Origin of the sequence: Micromonospora sp. RV43, from assembly GCF_001029515.1 — a bacterium.
GTDB lineage: Bacteria > Actinomycetota > Actinomycetes > Mycobacteriales > Micromonosporaceae > Micromonospora > Micromonospora aurantiaca.
The window spans coordinates 1-12668 of record NZ_LEKG01000207.1 but is presented as its reverse complement, the minus strand read 5'-3'; the positions used below and the strand labels follow the sequence as shown (position 1 = coordinate 12668).

13 protein-coding genes and 1 pseudogene are annotated in these 12668 nt (G+C 72.9%); 9 read left to right on the top strand and 5 right to left on the bottom strand.

What is annotated here, in order from left to right; all coding sequences use genetic code 11:
* The 4 genes from ABD52_RS38690 to ABD52_RS32895 all read left to right on the top strand — a co-directional run.
* A partial coding sequence (locus ABD52_RS38690) for a septal ring lytic transglycosylase RlpA family protein (protein ID WP_047894301.1) occupies positions 1-504 on the top strand: 504 nt, incomplete at its 5' end.
* A 68-nt stretch (positions 505-572) separates the two neighbouring features.
* Positions 573-1697, top strand: a complete 1125-nt coding sequence (locus tag ABD52_RS32905; RefSeq protein ID WP_047894300.1) for a PP2C family protein-serine/threonine phosphatase — start codon at positions 573-575, stop codon at positions 1695-1697.
* Between the two features lie 120 nt (positions 1698-1817).
* Positions 1818-3674, top strand: coding sequence for an acyl-CoA dehydrogenase (locus ABD52_RS32900; protein ID WP_047894299.1), 1857 nt, complete (start codon positions 1818-1820; stop codon positions 3672-3674).
* A gap of 184 nt (positions 3675-3858) precedes the next feature.
* Complete coding sequence (locus tag ABD52_RS32895; protein ID WP_013283345.1) at positions 3859-4128, top strand: DUF6458 family protein; 270 nt, start codon at positions 3859-3861, stop codon at positions 4126-4128.
* Between the two features lie 9 nt (positions 4129-4137).
* Here the strand turns inward: ABD52_RS32895 and ABD52_RS32890 are convergent, their stop codons facing one another.
* The gene (locus ABD52_RS32890; protein WP_013283346.1) at positions 4138-5004 is read right to left on the bottom strand and encodes an aldo/keto reductase family oxidoreductase; all 867 of its coding nucleotides are present in this window, start codon (positions 5002-5004) and stop codon (positions 4138-4140) included.
* 150 nt (positions 5005-5154) lie between these two features.
* Here ABD52_RS32890 and ABD52_RS32885 point away from each other — a divergent pair, with 150 nt between their 5' ends.
* Positions 5155-5562, top strand: a complete 408-nt coding sequence (locus ABD52_RS32885; protein WP_047894298.1) for a helix-turn-helix domain-containing protein — start codon at positions 5155-5157, stop codon at positions 5560-5562.
* Positions 5563-5572: 10 nt separating this feature from the next.
* On the opposite strand, the gene ABD52_RS32880 is transcribed toward ABD52_RS32885, so the two are convergent.
* The gene (locus ABD52_RS32880; protein ID WP_013283348.1) at positions 5573-6109 is read right to left on the bottom strand and encodes a histidine phosphatase family protein; all 537 of its coding nucleotides are present in this window, start codon (positions 6107-6109) and stop codon (positions 5573-5575) included.
* A gap of 117 nt (positions 6110-6226) precedes the next feature.
* Between ABD52_RS32880 and ABD52_RS32875 the strand changes: the two genes are divergently transcribed.
* Positions 6227-6517, top strand: coding sequence for a DUF6458 family protein (locus ABD52_RS32875; RefSeq protein ID WP_013283349.1), 291 nt, complete (start codon positions 6227-6229; stop codon positions 6515-6517).
* 64 nt (positions 6518-6581) lie between these two features.
* Here ABD52_RS32875 and ABD52_RS32870 read toward each other — a convergent pair whose 3' ends face one another.
* Positions 6582-7259: a hemolysin III family protein gene (locus ABD52_RS32870; RefSeq protein ID WP_047894297.1), complete on the bottom strand. Its 678-nt coding sequence runs from the start codon at positions 7257-7259 to the stop codon at positions 6582-6584.
* 75 nt (positions 7260-7334) lie between these two features.
* Here ABD52_RS32870 and ABD52_RS32865 point away from each other — a divergent pair, with 75 nt between their 5' ends.
* The 3 genes from ABD52_RS32865 to ABD52_RS32855 are packed head-to-tail and all read left to right on the top strand — an operon-like array spanning position 7335 to position 9548.
* The gene (locus ABD52_RS32865) at positions 7335-7949 is read left to right on the top strand and encodes an allophanate hydrolase subunit 1 (protein WP_047894296.1); all 615 of its coding nucleotides are present in this window, start codon (positions 7335-7337) and stop codon (positions 7947-7949) included.
* The gene (locus tag ABD52_RS32860) at positions 7946-8815 is read left to right on the top strand and encodes a biotin-dependent carboxyltransferase family protein (RefSeq protein ID WP_047894295.1); all 870 of its coding nucleotides are present in this window, start codon (positions 7946-7948) and stop codon (positions 8813-8815) included. Before ABD52_RS32865 ends, ABD52_RS32860 begins: the two co-directional genes overlap by 4 nt.
* Positions 8799-9548: a LamB/YcsF family protein gene (locus tag ABD52_RS32855; protein WP_047894294.1), complete on the top strand. Its 750-nt coding sequence runs from the start codon at positions 8799-8801 to the stop codon at positions 9546-9548. Before ABD52_RS32860 ends, ABD52_RS32855 begins: the two co-directional genes overlap by 17 nt.
* Before the next feature lie 60 nt (positions 9549-9608).
* Here ABD52_RS32855 and ABD52_RS32850 read toward each other — a convergent pair whose 3' ends face one another.
* Both ABD52_RS32850 and ABD52_RS32845 read right to left on the bottom strand, forming a co-directional pair.
* Positions 9609-11444: an NHL domain-containing thioredoxin family protein gene (locus ABD52_RS32850; protein ID WP_047894293.1), complete on the bottom strand. Its 1836-nt coding sequence runs from the start codon at positions 11442-11444 to the stop codon at positions 9609-9611.
* A gap of 119 nt (positions 11445-11563) precedes the next feature.
* Positions 11564-12668: pseudogene (locus tag ABD52_RS32845) on the bottom strand (hypothetical protein); the annotation flags it as partial.

Sequence of the window (12668 nt, the reverse complement as noted above, 5' to 3'; positions counted from 1 at the left end):
CCCGCCGAGCCGGCCGTGGTCGAGACGCTGCCCAGCACGCCCGCCCCCACGTCGGCCGCCCCCTCGCCGAGCGTGTCCGCCTCGCCGAGCGCGAGCCTCAGCCCGTCGCCGAAGGCCACCCCGAGTCCGAAGGCGAGCCGCACCGAGGCGGCCTCCCGCAGCAAGGCCCGGACCGCCTCCCCGTCGCCGACGGCGAAGAAGACGAGCAGCCCGAAGGTCGTGGACAGTGGCTCCTGCGGCGCGTCCTTCTACGCCGAGGGCCAGATGACGGCGAACGGCGAGACGTTCAACCCGGACGCGCTCACCGCCGCGCACAAGACGCTGCCGTTCAACACCAAGGTCCGGGTGACCAACCCGGCAAACGGCAAGTCGGTGGTGGTGCGGATCAACGACCGTGGCCCGTTCATCGACGGCCGGTGCCTGGACCTGTCCCGCGCCGCGTTCGCGACCATCGCCGCCACCAGCCTCGGCCACGTGAACGTCCGGTACGAGGTGCTCGGCTGACCGGCCAGTCGGGCAGAACTTCCACGACCGACGGGCCAGGTTCATTCTCCCGTTCACGTCCATCAGGCATGCTGTCGGATGTACGCACGCAACCCTTCCAGCCGGGCCGAGGCCCGCTGAGTCCCGGATCCCGCGCCGGTCTCGGCGCGGCCCTCGCGCTGCTCGCGATCGTGGTCGCGGTGGAACTGGCTGACGGCCGCCCGGCGCACTACCTCGCGCTGATGGTCGTCGCGCCGTTCCTCGCGGCGGCACTGGCGTCCTGGCGGGTGGTGCTCGCGGTCGGCGGCCTGGCCACCGCCATCGGGATCGGCTTCGCCGTCGCCGAACGGGGCAGCCCGCTGGTGACAGTGGTCAACGTGACAGCCGTCGGGGTGGCCACCGCGATCGCGGCTGCGACGGCGGCGATACGCCAGCGCCAGGCGGACCGGATCGCGGAGCTGTCCCGGCTCGCCTCGGTCGCCCAGCAGGCGGTGCTGCGGCCGCTCGGCCCGCAGGTAGGCACGCTCGCGGTGGCCGCCCGGTACATCTCCTCCACCGCGACGGCCGAGATCGGCGGCGACCTGTACGAGGTGATGGACACCCCGTACGGCGTCCGCATGATCATCGGTGACGTACGGGGCAAGGGGCTGGACGCGGTCCGCCTGGCCAGCATCGTGCTCGGCTCCTACCGGCACGTCGCGTACGAGCGGGCCGACCTGCGCGCGGTGGTGACCGACCTGGACCGCGCGGTGGCCCGCAACGTCGGCGACGAGGACTTCGTCACCGCCGCACTGATCGAGGAGCGCGGCGGCACGCTCACCATCGTCAACTGCGGGCACCCCTCGCCGTTGCTGCTGCGCCGGGGTGCGGTGATCCCGCTGGAGCCGCCCGCGCCCGCGCCCCCGCTCGGCTTCATGCCCGTGGTCCGGCCCCGGGTGGAGCGGCTGGAACCGGGCGACCGGCTGCTGCTGTTCACCGACGGCCTGGGCGAGGCGCGCCGGGACGGCGAGTTCTTCCCCACCGCCGACCGGGCCTGGCGGCTGCTCGGCCACGGCACCGTCGCGGACGGGCTGGCCTCGCTGGAGACCGCCCTGGTCGAGTGGGTGCACGGCCGGCTCGACGACGACATCGCGCTGGTCCTGATGGAGTACGTCGGGCCGCGCAGCACCACCGCCACCCCGGTTCCGAGCTGGGAGGTCGGCGCCGCCGACTGATGAACGGGAAGTGTGTAATCGCTGTCACTTCCGAGATCGGCTTGTCGTTGCCTACCGGTGAGTAATACAGTCTGGAGTTACTGATCGGTAACACCTGTCCGGGAAGCGGGGCCAGCGAGCATGACCCACTACAAGAGCAACGTGCGGGACCTCGAGTTCAACCTGTTCGAGGTCTTCGGGGCGGACCGGACGTTCGGCCAGGCGCCGTACACGGACCTGGACGTCGACACCGCCCGTAGCTTCCTCTCCGAGGTCGACCGCCTCGCCCGCGAGGACCTGGCCGCCAGCTACTCGGACAGCGACCGCAACCCGCCGGTCTTCGACCCGGCGACGTTCACGGCGCCGCTGCCGGAGTCGTTCAAGAAGTCGTACAAGGCGTTCATGGACTCCGAGTTCTGGCGCCTGGACCTGCCGGAGACCCTGGGCGGCACCAACGCCCCGCGCGCCCTCTGGTGGTCGCTCGCCGAGCTGGTGCTCGGCGCCAACGCCCCGATCTGGATGTACGCCTCCGGCCCGTCCTTCGCGCACGTGCTGCACGTCGAGGGCACCGAGGAGCAGAAGAAGTGGGCCCGGCTGTTCATCGAGAAGCAGTGGGGCTCGACCATGGTCCTCACCGAGCCGGACGCCGGCTCCGACGTGGGCGCCGGCCGTACCCGGGCGATCCAGCAGCCGGACGGCTCGTGGCACATCGAGGGCGTGAAGCGCTTCATCACCTCCGGTGAGCACGACCTGAGCGACAACATCGTCCACTACGTGCTGGCCCGTCCGGTCGGCGTCGAGGGCGTCGGCGGCCCGGGCACCAAGGGCCTGTCGCTGTTCGTCGTGCCGAAGTACCACTTCGACGCCGAGACCGGCGAGCTGGGCGAGCGCAACGGCGTCTACGCGACGAACGTCGAGCACAAAATGGGCCTGAAGGTCTCGAACACCTGCGAGGTGACCTTCGGCGAGCACGGCGTACCGGCCAAGGGCTGGCTGCTGGGCGAGAAGCACGACGGCATCCGCCAGATGTTCATGATCATCGAGTACGCCCGGATGATGGTCGGCACCAAGGCGATCGCCACGCTCTCCACCGGCTACCTCAACGCCCTGGAGTACGCCAAGAACCGGGTGCAGGGCGCCGACCTCACCCAGATGGCCGACAAGACTGCCCCGCGGGTGACCATCACCCACCACCCGGACGTGCGCCGCTCGCTGCTGCTGCAGAAGTCGTACGCCGAGGGCCTGCGCGCGCTGGTCTGCTACACCGCGAGCTGGCAGGACAAGGTCGCGATCGCCGAGGCGGCCGGTGACGAGAAGGCCACCAAGCTGGCGAAGCGGGTCAACGACCTGCTCCTGCCGCTGGTCAAGGGCGTCGGTTCGGAGCGGGCGTACGAGCTGCTCGGCCACGAGTCGCTCCAGACCTACGGCGGTTCCGGCTTCCTCCAGGACTACCCGCTGGAGCAGTACGTCCGGGACGCCAAGATCGATACCCTGTACGAGGGCACCACCGCGATCCAGAGCCTCGACCTGATCTTCCGGAAGATCGTCCGGGACAACGGCAAGGCCCTGATGGCGGTCGCCGCCGAGATCCAGGAGCACATCGCCTCCGAGGCCGGCAACGGCCAGCTCAAGGAGGAGCGTCAGGCGCTCGGCAAGGCGCTCGCCGAGATCCAGAACATCCTCGGCGTGATGACCGGCTGGCTTGGCGAGGCCCAGGGCGGCGACACCCGCGCGCTCTACAAGGTCGGCCTGAGCAGCCGCCGGTTCCTGCTGGCGATCGGCGACCTGGTGGTCGGCTGGCTGCTCCAGAAGCAGGCGGACGTGGCTCTGAAGGCGCTGGCCGGCGAGGTCTCCGCGGCCGACAAGTCCTTCTACACCGGCAAGGTCGCCGCGGCCCGGTTCTTCGCCCGCGAGGTGCTGCCCCGCATCGGCGCCGACCGCCGGATCATCGAGGGCACCGACCTGGAGATCATGGACCTCCCGGAGGAGGCTTTCTGAGCCCTTCCGGGGGCTTTCACCCCTGACACGTCACTCTCCCCCTCATGACGACGGCCGGCGGGCACCAGCCCGCCGGCCGTCGTCGTGCGTGCGCCCGGGTGGATAGGCGGCCCGGTGGCGGGTAACCGTCGCGGACCACGACCGGAGTACGCCCAAGGCCATCGCACGGGGGAGTGCAGCGCACATGGGCATTGGTAGCGCCATCTTTCTCATCGCGCTCGGCGCGATCATGACCTTCGCCATCCGGGCCAACGTCTGGTGGATCGACCTGCGCGCGGTCGGCTGGGTGTTCATCCTGGCCGGGCTGGGCGTTCTGCTGACCACGCTGTGGTTCTGGCAGGACCGCCGCAAGCGGGCCCGCACGCTCATCGTGGAGGAGAACCGGCTCTCGCATCCGACAGCGATGATGCCGCCGCCGCCCGACCCGCCGCCGCCGACCGCGCCGCCGTCCTGACGCCGCGTCTCAGCGGCCGATCCGGTCCAGTTCGGCGAGGTCGTCGCCGGAGAGGGCCAGCCCGGCACCGGCGACGTTCTCGCGCAGGTGCGCGACGGACTTGGTGCCGGGGATCAGCAGGATGTTCGGCGAGCGCCGCAGCAGCCAGGCCAGGGCGACGCCCATCGGCGTCGCCCCCAGGCGTTCCGCCACCGCCGACAACGCCGAGGACTGCAACGGCGTGAACCCGCCGAGCGGGAAGAACGGCACGTAGGCGACGCCCTGCCGGGCCAACTCGTCGATCAGGTCGTCGTCGCCGCGGTGGGCCAGGTTGTACCGGTTCTGCACGCAGACGATCGGCGCGATCGTCTGCGCCTCGGCCACCTGCTCGGGCGTCACGTTGCTCAGGCCGAGGTGGCGGATCAGGCCCTCCTGCCGGAGCGCGACGAGCGTCTCCAGCGCCTCGGCGAGCGACCCGGGCTGCGGCCCCGTGGCGTCGCCGAGCCGCAGGTTGACCAGGCCGAGCGCGTCCACGCCTAGCGTCTCCAGGTTCTCCCGGACCTGCCGGCGCAGGCTCTGCGGATCCCGGGCCGTGGGCCAGCCGCCCTGCTCGTCCCGGTCCGCGCCGACCTTCGTGACGACGTGCAGCGACTCCGGGTACGGGTGCAGCGCCTCCCGGATCAGCCGGTTGGTGACGTACGGCCCGTACGCCGCGCTGGTGTCGATGTGGGTGATGCCGAGTGCGACCGCCTCGCGCAGCACCGCCAGGGCGCCGTCATGGTCGGCCGGTGGTCCCATGACCCAGGGGCCGGCGAGTTGCATCGCGCCGTAGCCGAACCGGGTGACGGTCAGGTCGCCCAGCGTCCAGGTGCCGCCGGGAAGGGTGGTGCGGGCCATGCGTGTACCTCTTGGCTCTCGTCGTCCGTTACGCGACGCCGCCGGGTCGCGGCGCCGACCTCCACTATCGGGGTGTAACTTTCTGCTGGGAAGTAGGCACCTAAAAGTGCGTAGCTCACCGGACGGCAGGAGCGGGCGGCAGGAGCAGAGATGAGCAAGGCGGAGTACGACGCGTTCCTGGCCCAGTGCCCCAGCCGGCAACTACTGGACCGGATCGCCGACAAGTGGGTCACGCTGGTGCTGGCAGCGCTGCGCAGCGACGGCTCGCACCGGTTCGGTGCCGACTGCGCAGGTGTCCCGCGCCCGATGCGCTACTCGGAGCTGTCCCGCACGCTCGCCGGCGTCAGCCAGAAGATGCTCACCCAGACGCTGCGCGCCCTGGAACGCGACGGCCTGGTCACCCGCACCGTGGAGCCCACGGTGCCGGTCACAGTCACCTACGAGCTGACAGCGCTCGGGCTCTCGCTGCTCAAGACGATCCAGGGCCTGAAGGTCTGGGCGGAGACGCACATGGACGACGTGCTCACCAACCGGGCCGCCTACGACAGCCGGGGCTGAGTCGTACCGGTCAGGCGCGGGCGGTGTGGCGGGCGGTGAGCGGCGCGCCGCCGGGGGCCAGCTCGGCCCACCGGGTCGTCGGCCGGTGCACCACGAGATCGGTGGTACGCAGCCCGTCCGGGTCGGCCCGCTGCGGGTCGAGCAGCGCCGAGAGCAGCGAGACACCAGGGTTGTGCGCCACGAGCAGCACCGTGCCGGCCGTCGGCTCGACCGTCCGGACGAGGGCCAGCAACTGGTCCGGGTGCGCGTCGTACGCGGCCGCCTCGTACCGCACCGCCGGGCGCGAACCCGCCGGGCCGCCCTCCGGTGGCGAGCCGGTCATGCCCATCGCCACGTCGTGCCAGGTCTGCCGGGTGCGCCGCGCGGGCGAGCAGAGCACCACGTCGGGAAGCAGCCCTTGCCGGGCCAGCCAGGCGCCGGCCGCCGCCGCGTCGGCGTGGCCCCGCGCGGTGAGCGACCGCTCCGCGTCCGGGCCGTCCGCGGACTGCTCGGCTTTGGCGTGCCGCAGCAGAACCAGCGTCCGCTGCCCGTTCCTGCCGTCCGTCATACCGCCCAGCTTGCCTGATTGACGATCGAAGCGCCTGGGTATGTCGATGTGTGCCGCTACCTCATCCATGGCCGCGGCGGGCAGGAAACGCCAGCAGGACGCCAAGGAGGCGACGTCATGGGCATCGGTGCCAGCATCTTCCTCATCGCGCTCGGCGCGATCTTCGCGTTCGCCATCGACGCCGATCTGGGATGGCTGAACCTCAACGTGGTGGGCTGGGTGCTCATGCTCGCCGGCGTCGCCGGCCTGCTCACCACGCTCTACTTCTGGAACAGCCGCCGCCGGGTCGTGGCCGCCCCGGTCCGCGAGCAGGTGGTCGCCGAGCCGGTGGTGCCGGTGCGCGACGACCGCGTGGTGCGCGAGGAGTACCGCGAGGTGCGCCGCCCGGGCTCGGGCTACCCGGCCTGACCCCCGAGAACCCGAGGGCCCCGCAACGGTGCGGGGCCCTCGCGCATGTCCGGGGTCCGCTCGGTCAGGCGAACAGTGCGAAGTAGATCGCGATGTGGTGGCAGATCGCCGCGACGAGCGTGCAGGCGTGGAAGAACTCGTGGTGCCCGAAGACTGTGGGCCACGGATTCGGCCGGCGTAGCGCGTAGAACACCGCGCCCACGCTGTAGATCGCGCCGCCCACGCTCAGCAGCACCAGCGCGGTGACGCCACCGGAGTGCAGGATCTGCGGCAGCATGGCCACCGCGACCCAGCCGAGCGCCAGGTAGAGCGGGGCGGAGACCCAGCGCGGCGCGTGCGGCCAGATCAGCTTCACCGCCACGCCCGCGATCGCGCCGCCCCAGACCAGGCTCAGCATGATCGTGGCCTGCCGGGTGTCCAGCAGCAGGGCGCAGAACGGTGTGTAGGTGCCGGCGATGAACACGAAGATCATCGAGTGGTCCATCCGGCGCATGATCTGGTAGCCGCGTTCGGTCCAGACCCGCCGGTGGTAGAGCGCGCTGGTGCCGAACAGCCCGCACACGGTGAAGCTGTAGATCAGGCAGCTCACCAGCGGCGCCCAGCCGGGACGGCCGGCGGCGATCGAACACAGCACGATGCCGCAGACGAGAGCGGCGAAGAACGCGTACGCGTGCAGCCAGCCGCGCATACGCGGCTTCCCGATGTCGGCCGGCCGGAGCCGGAACGGTGCGGAGGTCGTCACAGCAATAGGTTACGACGGCGTAGGTTACTTGCAAGTAGTGTGGACCGTCACCTCACTCGACGGGAGGATGACCGGATGCGGATCCGGCCGGTCGGGGCGTACGCCCTGCTCCTCGACTGTGACGACGCGGAGCAGGCGCAGGCGTGGCGGGCCGAACTGTGGCACCGGCGTGAAGCGGGCGAGCTGACCGCCGCCGAGATCGTCCCCGGCGCGGTCACCGTGCTGCTCGACGGCGTACCGGACCCGCAGGCAGCCGCCGCGCGGATCGCCGCCTGGCACCCCCGCACCGCCGCCTCCGGCGCGGCCACCACCGAGGTCCGGGTACCGGTCGTGTACGACGGCGAGGACATTCCGCTCGTCGCCGGCCACTGGAACGTCGACGTGCCCGCAGTCGTCGACCGGCTGCGGCGTACCGAGTTCCGGGTCGCGTTCTGCGGGTTCGCACCCGGGTTCGCGTACCTGACCGGGCTGCCGCCCGAGCTGGCGGTGCCCCGGCTCGCCACGCCGCGTACCCGGGTACCGGCCGGCTCGGTCGCGCTCGCCGGCCCGTACGCGGGCATCTACCCCGCCGCGTCACCCGGTGGCTGGCTGCTCGTCGGCCGCACCGATCTGCCGCTGTTCGACGTGCACGCCGACCCACCGGCCCGGCTCACCCCCGGCACCCGCGTCCGCCTGGTCGACGCGTCGTGATCGAGGTGCTGCGGGCCGGGGCGCTCACCACGGTCCAGGACCAGGGCCGAGCCGGCTGGGCGCACCTCGGCGTACCCCGCTCCGGCGCGCTCGACCCGGCCGCCCTGCGCCTGGCCAACCGGCTCGTCGGCAACGACGAGCATGCGGCCGGGCTGGAGATCACCGTGACCGGCTGCACGCTGCGCTTCACCCGGGCCGTGGCGGTCGCCCTCACCGGCGCGCCGGCCGACGTGGTCGTCGAGTGGCGGGCCGGATCCGCACGGCGGCGCCCGGGGGACGTCGGACGGCCGCTCGCGCTGCCCGCCGGTGCGGTGCTGCGCGTCGGACCGGCCCGCGCCGGGGTGCGGACCTGGCTCGCGGTCAGCGGCGGGATCGCTGTCGAACCGGTGCTCGGCAGCCGCGCCACCGACACGCTCTCCGGCCTCGGACCGCCGCCGCTGCGCGACGGGGACCGGCTGCCGATCGGCACCCCGGCCGGCCCACCCGCACCGGTCGACCTCGCCGTCACCCGGCCGGTCCCGGACGAGCTGCGGCTCACGGTGCGCCCCGGCCCCCGGCAGGACTGGTTCACCCCGGAGGCGCTGGACGTGCTGTGCCGCACCGCGTACACGGTGAGCCCGGACAGCAACCGGGTCGGCGCGCGGCTGGCCGGCGCGACACTGAGCCGCGCGGTCGCCGGCGAACTGCTCAGCGAGGGCCTGGTGCTCGGCGCGGTGCAGGTGCCGCCGGACGGCCGGCCGCTCGTCTTCCTGGCCGACCACCCCACCACCGGCGGGTACCCCGTCATCGGGGTGGTGGACGACGTGACCCCGCTCGCCCAGGCCCGGCCAGGCACTACGGTGACGTTCCATGGACCTCAACGCTGACCTGGGCGAGGGATTCGGAAGCTGGCGGCTGGGCGACGACCACGCGCTCCTCGACCTGATCAGCTCCGCGAACGTCGCCTGCGGCTTCCACGCCGGCGACGCGGCCACCATGCACCGGGTCTGCGCGGGCGCCGCCGAACGCGGCGTCGCGGTGGGCGCGCAGGTCGGCTACCGGGACCTCGCCGGCTTCGGCCGGCGGCACATCGCGTACGACTTCGCCGAGCTGCGCGACGAGACGATCTACCAGCTCGGGGCGCTCGACGCCTTCTGCCGCCTGTACCGCACCCGGGTCCGCTACCTCAAACCGCACGGCGCGCTCTACCACGCGGCCGCCCGCGACGAGGGCCAGGCCGCCGCGCTGGTGGCGGCGATCAGCGGGTACGACCACGAGCTGCCGGTGCTCTGCCAGCCCGGCACCGTGCTGGCCCAGCTCGCTGCGGGCGCCGGGCTGCGGGTGGTGGCCGAGGGCTTCGCCGACCGCAACTACCTCCCGAACGGCACGCTGGTGCCGCGCAGCTCACCGGACGCGCTGGTGACCGACCCGGAGCAGGTGGCCGTCCGGGCGGTACGGATGGCCGTCGAGCGCACGCTGGTCGCCGTGGACGGGACTGTCATCCCCGCCCCGGTCGAGTCGATCTGCCTGCACGGGGACACGCCGGGCGCGGTGCGGTGCGCGGAGCTGGTACGGGCCGCGCTCATCGACGCGGGGGTCACGCTCACTCCGTTCTCGTGAAAGGAAGGGCCCCCTCTTAACGCCTCCGGTAGAGGAAGGGGCCCTTCTTAACACGCACCGTCAGGACTCGTCCATGCCCCGCAGGACCAGCGGCACGCGGGTCGCGCCACCGGTGACCACCCGGATCGGCACGCCCCAGTCCTGCCGGGTCAGGTGGCAGGCCGCGTGCTCGACGTCGGCGTCGCAGGTCGCCGCCTGGGCGGTCACCTGGAGCACGCCCTGCGCCACGTCGCCGCTGACCATCAGCTTGCGGGACAGGTCGGTGGTCGTGCCGGCACCCTCGACCAGCAGCTCCGGCGGGGACGCCGAGATCACGAGCCGGGTCGACGGCCCGTACGTCTCGTCGAGCTTCTGCCCCGGCGCCGGCGTGAAGATCACGTCCAGGGTCAGCTCCCCGGCCGCCACGTCGGTCGGCTTGCGTTCCAGCCGGTGCCGGGGGCCGTCCACCGTGTTCGCCCCGGCCGAGGTCAGCGCGCCCGGCGCCAGCCGGGTCAGCCGGTGCGCGGCCGACTCGACCACGAGCACGTCGCCCTCGCCGGTGAGCACCAGGTCGCTCGGCTCGGCCAGCCCGTCCGCCACGGTGCCCACCTGGCCGGTCTCCGGGTCGAAGCGGCGCACCGCCCCGTTGTACGTGTCCGCGATCAGCACCGAGCCGTCGGGCAGCGCGCACACGCCCAGCGGGTGCTGGAGCAACGCCTGGTCGGCCGGGCCGTCGACGTGCCCGAAGTCGAACAGGCCCTGACCGACTGCGGTGTGCATCTCGCCGTCGGAGACCCACCGGATCGCGCTGGTCTCGCTGTCGGCCACCCAGAGGCGGGAGCCGTCGGCCGAGACCGACAACCCGGACGGCTGGGCCATCCACACGTCCGGCAGCGGGCCGTCGCGCAGCGCCTCGACAGTGGTCCCGGCGTACATGCCGGCGGTCCGCTTGATCGGGTCGAACCACCAGAGCTGGTGGATACCGGCCATCGCCACGACCACCCGGTCGTCGTACCAGGCCACGTCCCAGGGGGAGGAGAGGTCGACAGCGCGGGCGTCGTGCGCGTGGTCGTCGACAGTCGAGCGCCACTGCCGTCCGGTGCCGGCCACCGTGACCACCTCGCCGGAGGACAGCCGTACGCCGCGCAGCAGGTGGTTGACCGTGTCCGCGACGACCACGTCGTAGCCGGCCACCTCGGCCACGTGCGGCGGCAGCAGGCAGAGCCCTTGCGGCTCGGCGAACGTGGCGGCGGAGGCCGGGCCGTCGGTGCGGCCCCGGGAGCCGGCGCCGATGCGGCGGACCACCGTCTCGCCGTCGGCGGCCAGCTCGACCAGTGAGTGCCGGGCCGAGTCGCTGACCAGCAGGTTCCCGCCGTCGAGCGGCAGCGCCTTGCCGGGGAACCGCAGGACGGTGTCCGGCTCGGCCGGCGGCACGTACGGGCCCTCGCCCCGGTGCAGGGTGCCCTTCGCCTCGTGGCCGGCGATCAGTTCGTCGATCAGCCGGGCCAGCCCTTCGGCATGCCCCTCGCCGGCCATGGTGGCGACCACGTACCCCTCGGGGTCGACCACGGCGAGCGTCGGCCACGCCTTGGCCGCGTACTGCTGCCACATGTCCATCTCGGCGTCGTCGAGCACCGGGTGGTGCACGCCGTAGCGCTCGACGGCCGCGGCCAGCGCCGCCGGGTCCTTCTCGTGCTCGAACTTCGGCGAGTGCACGCCGATCACGACCAGGACGTCGCCGTACTTGTCTTCGAGCGGACGCAGCTCGTCGAGCACGTGCAGGCAGTTGATGCAGCAGAACGTCCAGAAATCGAGCAGGACGATCTTGCCGCGCAGGTCGGCCAGCGTGACGGCCCTGCCGCCGGTGTTCAGCCAGGCCCGACCCCGCAGTTCCGGTGCCCGTACGCGTGCGCTCATGCCCCCATCGTGCCGCACCGGCCGGGCCCGCTCCCGGCGATCCCGGGGTGAACAGACGCACACCGGAACGACGCGGAGCGCCCACCCCGGTGAGGGATGGACGCTCCGCGTACGTGCGGTTACTGGCCGGCGGGCTTCAGGCAGAGCACCCGGGTGGTCCCGCCGCTCTCGACCGAGACCGACGGCTGCGCCAGATCGGCGCACTTGTCCTTGTTGTCCACCTTCGACACCACGCTGAACGCTCCCGGCTCACCGCAGTCGGCGGCCACGGCGCTCGTGCCGGACTGCTTCACGCAGGAGCCGACCGCCGGGTCGAAGCCGGCCGACTTGTCGTCGCCGACCTTGCCGAGCAGCGTGAGCAAACCCAGCGGTACGGCGAGGATGAGTACCGCCGCGATCAGCACGGCGGCGAGCACCCGGCCGTTGCGCACCTTCGGCGGCGGCGCCTCGGTCTGCGACTCGGCGGCGTCCGGCTTGAACGCGTCGAAGCGGCCCTGCTCCGGCTCGGTGCCGGGCCCGTCCTGCGACCAGGCCGGCGGGGCCTGCTGGGGCGGCGGCGGGAAGGCGTTGCCGCCACCAGCCGGGCCCTGGCCGGGCATCGCGACCGAGGCGCGTCCCCCGGCCGACGGGCCGAACCGGTCCTGCTCGCCGAACGGCTCGGGTCGGCCGGCCGGGCTGCCGAACGGCGCCTGCTGCCCGCCCGGGCCGCCGAACGGGTCCTGCTGGCCGGGGCCGCCGAACGCATCCTGCTGGCCGCCCGGGGCGCCGAACGGGTCCGGCCGCCCACCCGGGCCGCCGAACGCGTCCTGGCCGCCGGGAGCGCCGTACGGGCTCTGCGGGCCGCCGAACGGGTCACGGGCGGAGTCGGGCTGCTCGCCGCCCGGGTGCACGCCGTTGGCGGGACGGGTGTTGCCGGGCGTGTCCACGAAGGACGGCACGCCGACCGGGAACGCCGGCGGCGCGGCGGGCGAGGAGGGCGCGCCCGCATACCCGTGCGGGCCGTCGGCGTCCTCGGACCGCGACTGCGGGCCGGGAAAGCCGTTGCCGTGCGGCCCGTCCTGGCCGGGGAACCCGGACTCGTCCTGCTCGGGAGCCTCGTCGGGCTCCGGGCGGGCGGGCCGCCCGTACACCCGGGGTTGCGGCGCCGGGCCACTGGTCGGCAGCGGCTGGTCGGACGGCGGGGTGACCCGGCTGGCCACCGGGACCGACGCGCTCGCCGAGACC

Excerpts from the sequence above, each read along its gene's own strand:
- ABD52_RS32865 (WP_047894296.1), top strand. The coding sequence starts at position 7,335 with ATGCGGATCCGGCCGGTCGGGGCGTACGCCCTGCTCCTCGACTGTGAC.
- ABD52_RS32885 (WP_047894298.1), top strand. The coding sequence starts at position 5,155 with ATGAGCAAGGCGGAGTACGACGCGTTCCTGGCCCAGTGCCCCAGCCGG.
- ABD52_RS32905 (WP_047894300.1), top strand. The coding sequence starts at position 573 with ATGCTGTCGGATGTACGCACGCAACCCTTCCAGCCGGGCCGAGGCCCG.
- ABD52_RS32890 (WP_013283346.1), bottom strand. The coding sequence starts at position 5,004 with ATGGCCCGCACCACCCTTCCCGGCGGCACCTGGACGCTGGGCGACCTG.
- ABD52_RS32895 (WP_013283345.1), top strand. The coding sequence starts at position 3,859 with ATGGGCATTGGTAGCGCCATCTTTCTCATCGCGCTCGGCGCGATCATG.
- ABD52_RS32880 (WP_013283348.1), bottom strand. The coding sequence starts at position 6,109 with ATGACGGACGGCAGGAACGGGCAGCGGACGCTGGTTCTGCTGCGGCAC.
- ABD52_RS32875 (WP_013283349.1), top strand. The coding sequence starts at position 6,227 with ATGGGCATCGGTGCCAGCATCTTCCTCATCGCGCTCGGCGCGATCTTC.
- ABD52_RS32900 (WP_047894299.1), top strand. The coding sequence starts at position 1,818 with ATGACCCACTACAAGAGCAACGTGCGGGACCTCGAGTTCAACCTGTTC.
- ABD52_RS32850 (WP_047894293.1), bottom strand. The coding sequence starts at position 11,444 with ATGAGCGCACGCGTACGGGCACCGGAACTGCGGGGTCGGGCCTGGCTG.
- ABD52_RS32855 (WP_047894294.1), top strand. The coding sequence starts at position 8,799 with ATGGACCTCAACGCTGACCTGGGCGAGGGATTCGGAAGCTGGCGGCTG.